Origin of the sequence: Lacrimispora sp., assembly GCF_046972725.1 — a bacterium.
GTDB lineage: Bacteria > Bacillota > Clostridia > Lachnospirales > Lachnospiraceae > Lacrimispora.
In genome coordinates this window covers 636,220-652,188 of sequence record NZ_JBKVXF010000002.1, presented here as the reverse complement: position 1 = coordinate 652,188, position 15,969 = coordinate 636,220, and the positions used below count along the sequence as shown (strand labels likewise).

15 protein-coding genes are annotated in these 15,969 nt (G+C 45.0%); 1 reads left to right on the top strand and 14 read right to left on the bottom strand.

All coding sequences use genetic code 11. The features are described 5' to 3' along the window. Positions 1-2 precede the first annotated feature (2 nt). From ACLTWA_RS11360 to ACLTWA_RS11335, 6 genes are all read right to left on the bottom strand, one after another. Entirely contained in the window at positions 3-767 is a 765-nt protein-coding gene (locus ACLTWA_RS11360) for a ThiF family adenylyltransferase (protein WP_412327825.1), read from the bottom strand. Positions 768-995: 228 nt separating this feature from the next. Continuing rightward, positions 996-1,748, bottom strand: a complete 753-nt coding sequence (locus ACLTWA_RS11355; RefSeq protein WP_412327824.1) for a class I SAM-dependent methyltransferase — start codon at positions 1,746-1,748, stop codon at positions 996-998. 192 nt (positions 1,749-1,940) lie between these two features. Further along, on the bottom strand, positions 1,941-4,649 hold the full coding sequence (locus tag ACLTWA_RS11350) for a glycoside hydrolase family 38 C-terminal domain-containing protein (RefSeq protein ID WP_412327823.1): 2,709 nt from the start codon (positions 4,647-4,649) through the stop codon (positions 1,941-1,943). After that, positions 4,649-5,758, bottom strand: coding sequence for a PTS fructose transporter subunit IIC (locus ACLTWA_RS11345; protein WP_412327822.1), 1,110 nt, complete (start codon positions 5,756-5,758; stop codon positions 4,649-4,651). Before ACLTWA_RS11345 ends, ACLTWA_RS11350 begins: the two co-directional genes overlap by 1 nt. A 50-nt stretch (positions 5,759-5,808) precedes the next feature. Continuing rightward, entirely contained in the window at positions 5,809-6,120 is a 312-nt protein-coding gene (locus ACLTWA_RS11340) for a PTS fructose transporter subunit IIB (RefSeq protein ID WP_412327820.1), read from the bottom strand. A 1-nt stretch (position 6,121) separates the two neighbouring features. Further along, positions 6,122-6,577, bottom strand: coding sequence for a PTS sugar transporter subunit IIA (locus ACLTWA_RS11335; protein WP_412327818.1), 456 nt, complete (start codon positions 6,575-6,577; stop codon positions 6,122-6,124). A 241-nt stretch (positions 6,578-6,818) separates the two neighbouring features. On the opposite strand from ACLTWA_RS11335, the gene ACLTWA_RS11330 reads away from it, so the two are divergent. Beyond that, on the top strand, positions 6,819-8,765 hold the full coding sequence (locus tag ACLTWA_RS11330; protein ID WP_412327817.1) for a BglG family transcription antiterminator: 1,947 nt from the start codon (positions 6,819-6,821) through the stop codon (positions 8,763-8,765). A 10-nt stretch (positions 8,766-8,775) separates the two neighbouring features. On the opposite strand, the gene ACLTWA_RS11325 is transcribed toward ACLTWA_RS11330, so the two are convergent. From ACLTWA_RS11325 to ACLTWA_RS11290, 8 genes are all read right to left on the bottom strand, one after another. Beyond that, on the bottom strand, positions 8,776-9,519 hold the full coding sequence (locus tag ACLTWA_RS11325; RefSeq protein WP_412327815.1) for a class I SAM-dependent methyltransferase: 744 nt from the start codon (positions 9,517-9,519) through the stop codon (positions 8,776-8,778). Next, a complete protein-coding gene (locus tag ACLTWA_RS11320; protein ID WP_412327814.1) occupies positions 9,506-11,095 on the bottom strand; it encodes an ABC transporter ATP-binding protein in 1,590 nt (529 codons plus the stop codon). Before ACLTWA_RS11320 ends, ACLTWA_RS11325 begins: the two co-directional genes overlap by 14 nt. Further along, complete coding sequence (locus ACLTWA_RS11315) at positions 11,088-11,906, bottom strand: ABC transporter permease (protein ID WP_412327813.1); 819 nt, start codon at positions 11,904-11,906, stop codon at positions 11,088-11,090. The genes ACLTWA_RS11320 and ACLTWA_RS11315 overlap by 8 nt, the downstream gene beginning before the upstream one ends. Further along, positions 11,907-12,836 carry a nickel ABC transporter permease gene (nikB, locus tag ACLTWA_RS11310; RefSeq protein ID WP_412327811.1) on the bottom strand — a complete coding sequence of 310 codons (930 nt, stop codon included), beginning with the start codon at positions 12,834-12,836 and terminating at the stop codon, positions 11,907-11,909. It abuts the gene before it with no gap. 9 nt (positions 12,837-12,845) lie between these two features. Beyond that, positions 12,846-14,372 (bottom strand): ABC transporter substrate-binding protein, encoded by a 1,527-nt coding sequence (locus ACLTWA_RS11305; RefSeq protein WP_412327810.1) that lies wholly within the window; start codon positions 14,370-14,372, stop codon positions 12,846-12,848. An 86-nt stretch (positions 14,373-14,458) separates the two neighbouring features. Then, positions 14,459-14,803: a metal-sensing transcriptional repressor gene (locus ACLTWA_RS11300; RefSeq protein WP_412327808.1), complete on the bottom strand. Its 345-nt coding sequence runs from the start codon at positions 14,801-14,803 to the stop codon at positions 14,459-14,461. A 131-nt stretch (positions 14,804-14,934) separates the two neighbouring features. Further along, on the bottom strand, positions 14,935-15,342 hold the full coding sequence (locus ACLTWA_RS11295; RefSeq protein WP_412327806.1) for a hemerythrin domain-containing protein: 408 nt from the start codon (positions 15,340-15,342) through the stop codon (positions 14,935-14,937). A gap of 77 nt (positions 15,343-15,419) precedes the next feature. Continuing rightward, positions 15,420-15,968, bottom strand: coding sequence for a hemerythrin domain-containing protein (locus ACLTWA_RS11290; protein WP_412327805.1), 549 nt, complete (start codon positions 15,966-15,968; stop codon positions 15,420-15,422). Position 15,969: the final 1 nt, after the last annotated feature.

Below are 15,969 nucleotides of genomic sequence, written 5' to 3'. Positions count from 1 at the left end.
ACTTAATCATCCACTCTTTTTGCCAGATCCTTGATCACTTCTCCGGCGATAATAAGACCTGCCACAGAAGGAACAAATGCCACACTGCCGGGAATATCCCTGCGCTCCGTACATTTATGCTTTGCTCCCGGCGGGCAGATACAGTTTGTCCTGCAGCTGATGGACATATCTTCAATGGGCCTGGTCGGTTTCTCCCTGGAGTAAACCACCTTAAGCTTTTTCACTCCCCTTTTTTTCAATTCCCTTCTCATGACCTTTGCAAGCGGACACATGGTGGTTTTATAGATGTCAGCCACTTCAAATCTGGTTGGATCCAGTTTATTGCCTGCTCCCATACAGCTTATAATGGGAACGCCTGCAGCCTTTGCCTGCATAATCAGTTCCAGCTTCGCTGTTACCGTATCCACGGCATCCACTACGTAATCATAGTCCTTAAAGTCAAAATCAGCCGCCGTCTCCGGTAAATAAAAACATTTATGCATCTCCACTTCAGCATCCGGATTGATCTCCAAAATCCGGTCTTTCATAACTTCTACTTTATATTTACCTACTGTTTTTCTCGTAGCAATGATCTGTCTGTTGATATTGGTCAGACATACCTTATCGTCATCTACAAGAACAAAGGAACGGACACCGCTTCTGACCAGTGCTTCCACAACATATCCTCCAACTCCTCCGATTCCAAAAACAGCAACCTTTGCCCCCATCAATTGGCCCATAGCTTCTTCGCCAAAGAGAAGCTGGGTTCTTGAAAATTGATTCAACAACTGATTCTACCTCTTTCTTATAATATTATATCTTTTTCGTAGGAACAAGAAAGAGTCTGACTTGTCAGACTCTGGCGCTGATGCGCTGTCACTTCAGTGACATCTTCCTCTTAAGCATCATGTGCATCCCGCACGGAGTGCTTTTTTTAATAAAAAAACACACTTCAAATAATTATACTTCGAAATGTGCATTTGGGCAATTGATTTTTACTGGATAGGAAGAGAATCTTATTTTACCACTATTACAGAAAACATGGGGGTAGAGCCATAATTGGCCTTTTCTTCCTCAGACCACACCTGTTTCCATATTTCTGTGTCAGTCCTGACACTGGATACTTTGTATTGTTCCAATACAGAAACATCCCACTGAGGTCTCAATTCCCGGCTCAAAGGCAGCTTTTTTGCGATTGCCTCCATGCGGTCAATATCGGTGCAGGTATAATGGTCCTCAAAATGCATCTCCTTTACCCGTTTCCGGTCCTTTAAATATCCCTGCCGTTTCGTTTCATCAAATAAATATCGATACCAGTTCGCATCAAAATTAAGCAGAATACCGCCTTTTTTCAGGATCCGCAGCCATTCTTTATATGCAAGTTCCGGCTTTTCTAAATTCCAGGTCACATTTCTGCTGACAACCACATCAAAGGCTTCCTCCTTCAATTCTGTTTTATGAGCATCGGAAAGCACCCATGAGATCTGGTCCTTATATACTCCTGCATTCACTTTTGCACGTTCCAGCATGGAAGCAGTACAGTCTGCAGCAGTTACATCAAAACCGGCCTGAGCCAGGATAATGGCAAAAAAACCCGGCCCTGTTCCCATGTCCAGAATCTTTAAGCTCTCTTTTTTTTCAGGGAAATGGCTGGTAATCGCATTCAGCCATTTATTTTTTTGTTCCGTGGAGAGCTCCTCTTCATTTACCCTGGAATATCCTATGGTCCGGCTGGTCCAGTATTCCTTATTTTCCTCTGACAGCTTCATTTGATTTCCTCCTGATACGAAGTGGGAACACACTGCTAATATAGTATTCCTATCATATCATCCTGCTTGCAAACTAACAACAAATACTTGCGAAAAAACAGCGCCTGCCGGTTGACAAACACAACCTGGGGGCACTGCTTTTATTTCTAATTAACTGCTGATACAAGGACTGGATTACACCGGGAATACTGCTTATTTTACATATATGGTAACAAACTTACAATGGGAAAGTTCCTTCACCTTTATGGTATTATTGTGAATCTCTATTTCTTCTTTCTTTTCTTCTCTCAAGTTTGTATAATATGCCTCTGAAATATCATAATTAAACCGGATTTCGTCCTTTAATGCTTCATGATCCTTACCGTTAAAGAGGCGGATGATTATGCCCCCGCCCTTCTCTGCCTTTTTTACGGCAGATACCACCAGGTTCCCATCTGTCTCAAAAAGCGAATCGGAAACAGGCTTGTTCCCCTCAATTTCCCTCTGGGAAAAAATAAGCCTGCCGTTTAAAAATTCTCCATAGGTATAGACCTGGATCGGCGTATGATAGGCTTTTGCCAAAATATCAATATTGGCCCGGTTAATATCTGAATTGTAAATGGTAAACCCAAAGGAAAAATCCATCTTCTTTAAAAGCTGCGCATCCGGTGTCTCTATCGTCCGCTCGCCGCTGGCTCTGCCCGGACGGTATAACAGATTCTCCTTTCCCATAAACCCATAGGTACGGAACAACGTAAGGCATATTCTCCGATCATCAAGAATCTCATATTCCCTCACTCCCTGAGGAATGACTGCGATTCCCCGGCTCCCGTCTGTCAGGGAAACATAAGACTGAGTGGGTTCAATGGATATGGGCGGTTCCTGCCAGGCGGATTGGTCATTTGCCCAGTTGGCAGGGCTTTGAGTTCCAGTTTTCCTCCCTTCACAGTTTTTCTGCCCCTTTAAATATAAGTCCATCTCTTTTTCATGAGTATTTTCTCTTTTAATAATTCCAAACTGCTGGTCTGCATAATTAAATTTGCTGGTAAGCTGGCTGTCAAAGATCACACAGAGCCGATGGGAAAGTCCCTTATTATCCACATGAACGTTAAAATCTATGACCTTCTCTCCCTGCCTTAAACCTACGGTCATAGTGACAGGAAGTATGGTGTCCGCCACCTTCTGACTTCTGGCTTCCAAATCAGCCGGCACCCGCATTCTATAAGAAATAATTGCCCTTTCGTAGATGCCGCTGCCTTCCAGTGAAACTTCAAAGGGGCTGTCCGTGGAGAATACCTTCATATCCTGTCGTGGCGGGGAATAGTTGAAGCTGTCGCCGTCATCCCCGTTTTCCACCAGAACCGCCTGATTTTCATACCGTATCATACTATCCTTATCCAGAATCGTAAGGGAGCCGTCTGCCGCTACAGAAACGGAATAATATTCATTTTCCAGAGTGTCCTTTTTCACCATAGGGCAAGCGCTAGAATCGTCAGGTGCAAGCCGGTACTGGGCATACCCAAGAGCCGGAAGTTCTGACGCTTTGATAGCCGCCACTGCCTCAAACACCTGCTTTGGAATATAAAATTCCCTGGAAGGGTCCAGCCGGATGGTCTGGGATAGAACGTAATCTGTCATATCCCTGGTGGATATGAGGGTATAGGGAATCTTACTTCCCTTTTCATCCAATATGGCGAAGTTTTCCCCCGGAACATATGTCTTTATCAGCACCACACCGCTCCGCTTCTGCAAAAGAGTGTTGATCATCGTAAATGTCATACTTCCATCATTCTTTATGCTGGTAGCGATCAGCCGGGCATGGAGCTCCACCAGGTTGACAGAGATATCTCTGACCTGTTTGTAACGCATGTAAACATCCTCATTCGCTGTATCGGAAATGCAGGAACCAATGGAATCATGAGCGGCATTTTCAAAGAGGAGCTTCCAAACCTCCTCCACAGCCTTAGATGGATATTCATTACCCATACGGTCAGATAATGTAAGCAATGGCTCCAGGACATTGGTCACGTAATTCTGAACCTGTGTATTAAGAACCTTCAAATCCGACCGCGAGGAAAATATGGATTTGTGTATCCGCATGTGTTTTGCAATCAGCAATTCTCCGGAAACCTCTTCTAATTCAGGTTTTTCCTGCTTCACATCCCTGATATAATCCTCAATGCAGCTGATCACATATTTATTTTCCGGATCCTTCTCATTCCTTTCCTTTATAAGCTCCGGAAGATTGGTACGGATAGGTGCCTGATCAAATCCGTTAGGGAAATAAATGTTCTTTGTGGTACTGCCCTTTCCGGCTTTCTCAAAGCACTCCTTCTGCCAAAATTCCCTGCTCTGCTCCGGTTTCTCCGGTATGTTCCCCCCAATATAGTAGCCAAACGGAATCTGTGTGGCAAAAACAACACTGCCGTCATCACCTCTCCAGTTAAAATCCGTATGCTTTACCATATCATCACTGACTCCCCTCCAGAACAAGGTATCTTCCATACCAAATTCCAGATAGATCTGGGGCATATTTCCAGCCTGTCCAAAGGAATCAGGAACATATCCCACGTTCATGAAACCGCCAAATCTTTCACAGCATTTCATCCCGTAAAATAAATTTCTGACAATGCTTTCCCCTGAAATCACCAACTGGTCGCTCTGGGTATACCAGGGGCCCACGATCAAACGTCTCTCCGTTACAAGCTTTGTAATCCTCTCCTGATCCTGAGGCATCCATTTCAAATAATCTTCCAAAAGGGCCGCCTGTGCGTCCAGCGTAAAATATTTAAATTCCGGATCCTGTTCCAAAGTGTCCAGAACATCCTTTAAATCCTTCATCAGATAGACCTTTGACCGGGAGGTGGTAAAATACCACTCTCTGTCCCAGTGGGAATGGGGGATAACGTGTATTTTTTTCATTATTTTATATCCTCAAATGAGATCTCAATCTCGTCAATATCCACATCAACTGCATTGTCAACCGTATTCTGGTTAAAGTCAACCAACGCAGTGGAAAGCACCGCTATGACAAGAGCACCTGCAAGAATGCCAATCAGATAGGCCCAGCCATTTGTGATGGACACAAAGCCGTAGATTCCTCCTACCGGAGGGATGTCGCCTTTTGCTCCTAACAGACTGCATATTGCTGCTCCTATGGCGCCGCCGAGCATATTAACAGGAATCAGTATCTGGGGCTTTACGAGAGTGAACGGAATTGCACCTTCCGTAATGCCAATAAAGCCCATGACCCAGTTGCCTTTTCCCGTTTCCCGAAAAGATGGGGAGAAACGGCTTTTTCTTATAACCGTTGCAATCGCATATGCCAAAGGGGGAATACATATTGCACAGTTGATAAATACATTGGCCTGGTACACGCCCTCAGCCAGCAATACATTGCCTGCCATCCAGGCGGACTTGTTGATTGGACCTCCCATATCAGAGGCTATCATAGCGCCCAGGAGAACGGCCATTACAAGCTGTGAGGTTCCGCTGGTACTCATATCCCTCAGCCAATTGACCAGGGCAATGTTAATCGCTGCCAGCGGACCTGCCAGAACAGCACCCATAATGATGGCAACGCTGCCTGTGGCCAGGAATGGAAGGATTACAAGAGGCATCACATTACTCATAGACTCCGGAAGACGGATATGCTCCTTGCCCCATTTTACCGTATAACCTGCAATAAAAGCTGCAATCACGGCACCTAAAAATCCTGCCTGTGTGCTGGATGCCAGTGCACCGCCCACAAAGCCGGCACCAATCGCAGGCTTGTCTGCAATGCTGTAAGCAATAAATCCTGCAAGCACCGTATTGATAAGACCAATCCCTGTCCAGCCTACATTTTCAATCAACTTTAAGATATGTAAAAATCCGGTTCCGTCTGCATACGGGTCCAGAGATGTGATCCCCATACACAAAGCGATTATCTTTGGAATTGCCACAACCAGGGAAGCTCCGATGATTAAGGGAAGCATGTAGCCGATGCCTGTCATCAGATGACCTTTTGCCTCTTTCAGAAACTTTTTCATGTTCTTATTCTCCTTTTTCACTAGCCTTCTTCTATTGTTATTAAATCCCCTTAACTGCTTACTGCAGCCACACATTTTTTAATCACTGCCTCCGGGGCTTTGATGCATATATTGATGTCAACGCGGAGGACTTTCTTCCCGGAAAAGCGTTCCATACCGGTGATCTTCTGGTCGGAGGCAATGATCACCAGATCGGCTTCTTTTGCCTCTTCAGCCGTAATTGTATTGATCTGTCCCATACTTCCCTGCTGCTCAATCTTAATATCGTATCCCATACTTTTTCCCGCCTTTTCCAGTGCCTTGGCAGCCATCGGCGTGTGTGCAAGCCCTGCGGGACAGGCCGAAACTCCTACTATCTTCATCTTAATTGTCCTCCTTTATATATTTTTTTAAATATTTCACCAATTCTGACTTATCGGAGACTGTCTTAACGGTCTTCTTAAAATCTTCCTCCAAAAGGCCGGCAGCAAGCTTTGATATCATCATCAAATGTTCCTTGTCGGCGCTGTCCTTTGGCACAATCAGGGCAAACAGATCCGTCACATGTTTATCATCCATGGTCTCCCACTCCGGTATGCCGTTTTTACATCTGACATAGAAGATGCCCATCTTTTTGGCATGGTCAGATTTTGCATGGGGAATGGCAAAACCATCCTGCAGCCCGGTAGAAAATTCTTCTTCCCGTTTAAGGAAATCCGCCTTAAGCCCCTCCTCGTTGTCTGTCAGTCCCAGCTTTAAAGCGTTATGGCTGATGAACTTTAAGGCATCTTCCTTGGTACTGATGTCAACATCATAAAATAAATACTCTTCCCTAAGCATTACAACCTCCTTTCGGCCGCCTGTGTCGTTTTTCTATCTATACTATAATTGCAGCAGCCCAATATGGCAATTGATTCAATTTCCCTTATGAAGTGGAAAATCATTGCCGTTTTACTAACCTGCTTCCAGATAAAAGTGGAAATGACATATCTATATTTTATTCATAGAATCTATTATAATATATATAAAAGCCGGGACAAAAAAGGCCTGGAGATAATAAAAACAGGGAGGTAAGTGATCGATGTTCCCATACGGAAGATTAAATGAAATATTGAATTATATAGAAAAACATGACTATGTTTCATCGGACCGGGTAGCCGGCAAGTTTCATGTCACTCCCCGGACCATACGAGGCGATATTCAGGAAATCAACAAAGTCCTGAATACTCATGGCGCCTCCATTAAACTCAAACGAAAATTCGGTTATTACATTGATGTGACGGACCCGCCCGCATACGGGCAGTTTAAGGAAAGTCTGGAAGCTGCATCGGCAGATACCATGGAACTGGAGTCCTCCCATGACAGGATCCGCTATATCCTAAGTACGCTTTTATTTGCTGCAGACTATATATCTCCTGATCAGATTATGGAGACCGTATTTATTTCAAAATATACGCTCAATAATTATTTAAAGACCATCAAGCGGATTCTGGACCGGTATGATCTGGAATGTATCTCAAAGCTCAGCTCCGGAATAAAAATCATCGGTAAGGAGGAGGACAAACGCCGATGCATCATGGCACATGTGATCACATCTGATAATGATATTTACATTACAGGCTTTACCAGGGACGAGCGCCTTCTCTTTCAGGAAGTAAATCTGGATGACCTAAAGCAGATCACTTTGGATGTGCTGAAAAAACGCAGCATTGATATCAGCGATTACAATCTGAAAAACCTGATTATCCATCTGGCTCTTATGATTACCAGAGTCAGGAGCAACCACTATGTAACAGTAGCCGACATTGAAACGGACTTTTCCATTATGGCCATTATCAACAGTCTGTGCGGAGAAATTGAGTCCCATTATGATATCGCCGTATCCAAAGGGGAAAAGCTGTATATGTATCTGCACATGGTGTCCAATACTCATATGGAGGCCACGGATATCGATGATGTATGGCTCAAGCATTGCATTGACGAATCTCTGGAAATCATTTATAAAAATTACAGCTTTGACCTGCGCCAGGATGATGTCCTTCTTACCAATCTCTTTCGGCACATGAAATCCATCTTTATAAGCAAGTCTTTAGGGCTGAATATCCGCAATCCTTTGCTTAATACCATTAAGAACAACTACTCTCTGGCCTTTGAGATCACCCTGACCGCCTTTTCCCAGGTCTTTGACACCCCTCCTTTTACGCTGAATGAGGAGGATGTTGGCTATGTGGCGGTACACATCTGTGCGGCCATGGAAATATTTATCTCAAAGGGGCTGAAAAAGAAGAATGTCATTCTTGTATGCGGCAACGGTCAGGCTGCCTTACGAATGCTGGAAGCAAGACTTATGATGTCTTTTGAGGGGCATATCCAAATTGTCAGGACTGTCTCTTACAATGAATATATCAATCTGGACAAAGAAAGCTTAAGCCATGCGGACTGTGCCATATCCACCAGTCCGTTAAATGACGGAATCCTTCCAAACATCACTGTGGATTTTGCATTGAAGAATAAAGACATAGAAGCCATTGCCAGATTCCTGACTACCATAGACGTGACAGAAAAAGAAAAGAAATCAGGATTTTTCCAGAAAGAACTGTTTATTAAGCTGTCCCACGTTTCAGACAAAGAAGAACTGCTGGCCATGCTTTGTGAAAGGCTGGCGGAAAAAGACATTGTGGAAGAAGACTTTATCGCTTCTGTTCTGGAACGGGAAAAGCTGGGCAGAACAAATATGAATGAGTTATTTGCACTTGCCCATCCGATGAGCCTCTGCGCAAAAGATACAAAGGTGGCTGTGGCCATCCTTAAAAAGCCTCTGGTATGGGGCTATGACGAGTGGGGACAGGCAGAAACCGTACAGATCGTCTTTCTGCTGGCCATCAAGCAGGAGATGCAGAAGGATCTGGTACACCTCTACGACAGTATGATCGAAATTGTCAACAATACAAAATTACAACAGCGGCTCATCTCCGCTGATAGCTTTGAGGAATTTATCTCGGAGCTTCATACCATTCTGCCTGCTTAAAGGTAAGCCTTCATTCGTCAATCCCTTTTTGCACAGTGATCAGGAACGTCGGCGCCGCTTTGCCATTTTGCTCCCGCAGGATACGGTCCCCTGCCTCCACATCACATTTACAGTTTTTAAATCCCATGTCACGTAGTACCAAAAGGTCCCACTCCGGCCTCCGATTCTGACTGATCTCCATTGCTTTGGTTATCTGATTGGACTCTGTAAGCAGTTCTTCTGTCATTCCCTTATGACAACCGGAACTGCTCCAAGCATTTTCCTTCTCCCCTGACTCCATCTGAGATACTTCATGCCCGTAATCCGCATCAAAGTTCAATAAGACTCCGCCATTAGTAAGTACCCTCAGCCATTCCCGGTATGCCTGCTCTGGCCGGAGCAATGTCCATGTTAAATTTCTGGCAATGACTGCGTCAAACATTCCATCGGGAAAATCCAGCTTCTGTGCATCCATCACCTGAAAGCAGACAGATTCCTGACAGTCCGCCGCCAGCTTCTTTGCCTCTTCGATCATAGCAGGGGTTATATCGACGCCCCAGACTTCATGTCCTTCCTTTGCAAGGAGTATCGCAAAATATCCGGCACCAGTCCCCACATCAAGAATCTTTAAGGGCCTGTCTTTTGGAAGGTATCGCCTGATCTCTGCAAGCCAGCGGTCACTGATCTCATCTTCCAGCTCCGTTCTGCGTACGGCAGAAAAATCACGGGCGCGCCTGGTCCAATATTGCTTTACTCGTTCTTCAATCCGTTCCAATTAACATACTCCTCCCGATTCCTGCAGATGCAAGCAGCCGTTTTGTACAATCCTCTATGGGATTTTCTATTAAGGCTTCTGCTGCTTTCGCCTCCACACATTTTCCCTGATGAAGCACCATGATCTTTTCACAAAAGCTGCTCACAAGCACCAGGTCATGGGAAACGAAAACAACCGCCATTTCCGTTTCCTCCACCAGTTTTTTCAGCAGCTGTATGATATCTGCCTGAATGGGAGCATCCAGCGCACTTGTGATCTCATCACACAGGAGCAGCCCTGGTTCCACACTAATGGCTCTGGCTATTGCTGCTCTCTGACACTGTCCTCCGCTCAGCTGCCACGGATACCTGTCTGCCAATTCAGGCGTTAAACCGACACGCTCCATCAGTTCATCAATTTTTTTATTCCGTTCTTCTCTTTTTTTTATGCCGCAGAGATTTTTCAGTGCTCCGCTGATGGAGTGGCGGATGGGATATTTGGGATCAAAGGATTCTGCTGCGTTCTGAAAGACCATCTGGATCCTTTTTAAATCCGGTCTGGTCCTTTCGCTTCCCATACATCTGTTTTGAAAAAACACCGCCCCCCTGGTCGGATTCCATAGCCCGGCAATAACTCCCAAAAGTGTGCTCTTCCCACTTCCGCTTTCCCCAACCACTCCAAGTATTTCTCCTGCTCTTACTTCCAGACTGATCTTTGAAAGGGCCGGGAACTGAGTCTTTCTTCTTCTGTATTCCTTACTCACTGCTTCCAGTTTCAGTAAAGTTTCTGAGGTCCTCTTAGGAGTAACTCCCTGCCGCAAACGAAGCTCTGGCACTGCGGCTAAAAGCCTTTTGGTATAGGAATGCTTTGGTGAATGAAGCACCTCTTTTGCATCCCCCCATTCTACCAGACGCCCCTGATACATGACTCCTGCCTTATCCGCTATGCCTGAAAGAAGTCCGATGTTGTGGGTGACTAAGATTATGGCTGTATTTGTATAGTCTCTTATACGAAGGAGTTCTTCTATTACAAGAGCCTGAGCCGTAACATCAAGAGCACTGGTCGGTTCATCCGCTAAAAGAAGCTTTGGCTTTAATAAAAGTGAGAGGGCAATGGCAATCCTCTGGTTCATCCCTCCGCTCATTTCACAGGGACAGCTGTCCAAAATCTCTGAGCCGTTAGAAAGATTCAGCTTGTTCAATGCATCAAGTACCTGTTTTTCAAAATCCGCTTTTGAATATAACCCGTGACTCTTTAATGTCTCCATAAACTGATTCCGGTATGTGCGGATGGGATTAAAGGAGCCCTTGGGATTTTGCATTATCATACCGATTTCTTTCCCGCACACTCCCTTTACTGCTTCCTGGTCTCCAGAAACCAGATTTCTATGTTCAAAGATCATACTTCCGGAGGAAATGGTAAGACCGGAGGACCTTTTTGGAACTATGGCTTTTAAAAGAGTACTTTTCCCGCATCCGCTCTCTCCCGCGATGCCAAGAATCTCTCCTGGCTTTACATCAAAGGAAACATCCGACAAAATCTGCTGTTCTCCGTAATTAACGGATAAGTTCTTTATGGACAGAACCAATTCATCCATAGTGCTCTCTCCTCACTCCAAAATAATCCCTTAGAGAATCTCCAAGCAGTTGAAATACCAAAACGGTTACAAAAAGTGCAGCTCCCGGAGCCAGAACCGCCCACGGTGCCTGCTGCATATAGCCCATGGCTTCATTGATCATGGATCCCCACTCAGCCTCCGGAGCAGAAACTCCCAGTCCCAGATAGGACAGCCCTGCAAACCCGATCATCACCGTTCCAATCTGCAAAGACCCATTGACAATCAGCTCTCCTGCAATTCCAGGAAGAATATGCACTGCCATGATCCGCAAAGCCCCATCACCGCTCAGTCTCGCCGCGCTTATATAGGCTTCCTTTTTTATGCCCATTACAAGGCCTCTGGCAAGCCTTGCATAAGAAGTCCAGCCAGTAAGACCAAGAGCAATCATGGCATTGACCATATTTCCGCCAAGAAGCCCTGTAACCGCAATTGCCAGAACCATCTGAGGAAATGCAAGAAAAACATCACAGATGCGCATCACCAGCCGGTCAAACATCCCTCCGTAAAATCCGGCAGCCAAGCCAAGGCCAGTTCCTGCTGCCATGGACGCCATGACCACGAAAAGCGCTGAAAAAACGGAAGTCCTTGTGCCCATCAAAACTCTGGAAAAGATACAGCGCCCCAGCTTATCCGTGCCAAAGGGAAATTCCATGACAGGAGCGCCTTTTCGGTAGAATGCCTGGATCGCATAAGGATCATTGGGAACAAGGGAAGGGGCCAGAACACTGATTCCAATGAAAAGGAATACAAAAAACAGGGAAAAGACGATTCGCCTTCTGACACTTCTCATCTACAGTTCCTCCAATCTGGGGTCTAAGAAATGATAGCTGATATCAACCAGAAGATTGATGACCACATATATCAAAGTCATAATCAAAACAAACCCCAAAACCACAGGATAATCTCTTGCAGTGATGGAATCCATCACCAGTTTTCCAATCCCCGGCCACATAAAAATGCTCTCAATCACCACACTTCCCCCCATGAAGGCACCCACTGACATTCCAAGGACTGTAAGTATGGAAATCATGGCATTGCGAAGGACGTTGAAAACCAGGATATACATTTCTGACACCCCTCTCGCCTTTGCGCCATCCACATATTCCATCTCCATCTGGTTCAGAACCGCCGCACGTACCTGTCGGATAAGACGGCTGGCAAGTGGAAGGGAAAGGGTAAGTGCAGGCAGAAACAGCCCCTGAATACTGCTTTTTGCTATGACTGGAAAAAGCCTTATGCGAATGCAAAAAAAGTACATGAATAAAGCGGCCAGAAGAAATCCCGGAATGGCATTACCTGCAAAGCAGAAGAGACGGATGGTGTGGTCCAGGAATCCATTCTTCCTCACTCCGCAGAAAATGCCAAGCGGCAGGGAAATCACCAGTGCCAGTAAAAATGCACTGACCGTTAAGATCAACGTGTAATTCAAGGCTTTTGAAAGTTTATCTGCCACCGGTGTTCCGTCTTTATAAGAGACTCCAAGATCCCCACGCAAAAGCCCTGACAGCCAGCCTCCGTATTGGAGGATAAAGGGGCGGTCAAGCCCCATATCCTTTCTGGTCTGGTCAAGGACCTCTCTGGTCACAGCGATTCCCTGGGCACTCAGTTTTCTTTGTGCCGGATCTCCCGGAGCAAGAAAAAGCAGGGCAAATGTTAAAAAGGTTATCCCAAATAAAACCGGAATCAATTGTAAAAACCGGCTCACCACATATTTTTTCATAATCTTATCCTAGTCCATATCTGTCTTAGCGTTTAAAAAGTAAAAGTCAAACGGATTATTCTCTGAAACACCGGTCACCCCGTTTCTCATGACCGTGATCTTATTAAATAATGCCACGTATCCAAACCCATCGTCATCCATCGCCGCCTGAATGATCTGATTGGCCAGCTGCGCGCGTTTTTTTATATCCGGTTCTTTTTCCAGAGTAAGGATCTTCTCCTGTACCTCCGGATTTGAAAAGCCGCCGCAGTTATAAGGCGCTCCCTCTAAAAGGGTGCAGCTGATAAAATAATAAGGATCTCCTGCCTTATCTGCGATCATGCAATAAAGAGCAATATCAAAATCTCCTGTTGCAATATAGGTTCCATCCGGGTCTTCTTCACAGGTCAGCACTGTCTGTATGCCTGCGGCCTTTAACTGTTCCTGCATCAAAACCGCCAGAGTGTCCAGACTTCTTGCTGCATAATAAGATAAATTCAATGTCAGTACCTTTCCATCCTTCTCATAAAAGCCATCTGCATTTAAGGTATAACCGTCTTCTTCCAGCAGGGCTTTGGCTGCATTCACATCCGTTTTCTTCTTCTTGACATTTCCATAAGGCGCTGATGGATGAAAAGGACCGTCTGTTTTGGTTACGGTTCCGTTTAAAAAAATCTCAATAGCTTCGGAATCCACGGTTAGATTCACCGCTTTTCTCAATCTGGAATTCATTCTGTTTTCATTTAATATGTAAAACTGCAGCCTGGTGGCCGGGATTGTTGTCAGATGATAGGTCTCCGGGTCTTTCCGGTACAGCTCGGCCGCATCGGAAGTCACACTGGTATAGCTGTCGATCTCTCCGTTCTGCATGGCCATAAGCGCAGTATCTTCATCCGGCATATAATAAAAGACTGCACCGTCCAGCTGAACCTCCCCATTCCAGTAATGCTCATTTCTTACGACCTCCACCGTTCCTTCCGGTTCAAAGGAAGAAATGATAAACGGTCCGGTAGCAACCAATTCTGTTTTCATATCTTCGCTGCTGTCAAGATCCACAATGGCAAGCTCCGGACTTGCCAGATCGTTAAGAAGCGTGGGATAAACCGTTCCTGTGTCAATGGTAAATGTCTTATCGTCCAGAACCTTATACGTATAACCGGACAGATATGCAAAACGGGAGTTGACTTCTCCGGCTGCCTTTAAATTCCGAATGACCATATCCGAAGTTACGGGATTCCCATTGGAAAAAGCAGCATTCTCTTTCAGCCTGATGGTCCATAAGGCTCCGTCCCCATCTGCACGTTCTGCAAGAAGCGGTTCTACTAAAGACTGGTCATTCATGAAAAACAGAGCTTCCGTTACCCCATAGACCGAGGTATACCAGCCCTGGTAATTCCGATGGGGGTCCAGGGTCTGAGGGGCAAAGGATTCCGATATCTTTAGCCATTTCTTTCCCATAGCTTCATTTCCGGCAGCTGTAACAGCGCTTCTGTTACAGCCAATCAAAGAAACTGCCGCAAATACGGCAGCGAAAAAAATAGTCAAACGTTTTCTCATGTTCCGCACCTCTGTCCCTAAAAATACTTTTCCATTAAGTATAGTAGAAACGGCGCTTATGCAACAAGCCTCCCCAGGGGATATTTTTATTTTATAAACCTGTCTATGGCATGATTCAGATCGTCTATGGCCTTTCTGTCTCCGGATTCAACGGCTTCGACGATGCAATTTTCAATATGATCCTTTATAATGACCTTTCCGGTACTGTTAAGCGCTGAGATCACCGCAGACAGCTGAACCAGCACTTCACTGCAGTCTCTTCCTTCACTCACCATGCGTTTCACGGATTCCAAATGCCCGATGGCACGGGACAAACGGTTTAAAACTACTTTTGTATTCTTATGAGCATGAGGTTGTCCCTCCTCATGACAATGGGTAAATTCTGCCCCATCTGCCGATGTATGCGCATGATATTTGTTATCTTCTTCCATAACTTCCACCTCACTCCTGTCCTTTCTTTATTGTACTCTAAATCACTGTTTTTCACAAGAACAGGAGAATTGAAACTTCTTTGCAAATAGAAAAAGCCCCCGAAAAGGAGCTTTTTCTCACGACTCTTTCTTTATTTCACCTGCTGATATAACCCTTTTTCTTCTTTCTGCATCCGTTTTTCAATGGCCTGAAGGATTTTATTTGCCTCTCCATAAAAGCCTGCTTTCTCAGAAAGAATTTTAAACTTGGTATTGTATTTCTCTTTAAATTCTGTAAATACAGCCAGTAAATCACCCATTTCCTTCTGATACTCCCCGGCCATAGCGACCAGCCTTGAATCATTGGAATGAAGAAAAGACGGATAGAGATACTTGTCTTCGGAAGACAAATGTATCTTTAACTTTCCGGCCAGACTGTTGATATGCAGCGCGATCTCGGATGCTGTCTGCTCCAGATCCGGCTTTTTGCACAGCATGTTCAATATGTTAAGTTCCTCCTTGATCCGTTCGTGCTGTTCCATGTAATGTTTTAGCTCCATATCTGAATGCTCCCTTCTTTTGTACGGTTCTCTAACAGAGAAAACGGCCTGTTTTACAGACCGTCTCCTGATGACTGTTACTTTATTTTTTCATGAAGCCAGGTCAGGTAATGGTCCTGCACCCCCTGCTCCTCTGCCTGTTTTTCAAAGGTCTCTGTTTCCTCATCCACAGCCTTTTTATGCTCTTCGGTCAATGCACGGACTGCAAATGTATAGACAACTTCATCTTCTTTATCAATATGCCGCTTTAGTAAAGCACCGTATCCCACTGCGTTGGATATAATATCCAGCTTATGATCATCCACCGGATCTTTCTCATATTCCTCTACGGCTTTTTCCAGCTCGGAAAGATATAATCTTCCAAGATCATGTTCCACCAGCATACCATTTTTAATCAGTTTTTCTGCAACAGGGCCCATATGATCAAGCATGAACTGAAACAGAATCTTTTCTTCTTTTCCATGGTGATGTTTATCTGCATAGTTTCTTCCAAACTCAACGCATTCCCGCAGCAGTTTCCCGTCTACCGGTTCCCCATTTAAAATACCGGCAGATATCTTTCTCAAAAAAGCGGTAAAGTCCAGAATATTCTCATGCTCCTTCATTAACAAATCTATTCCGTACATG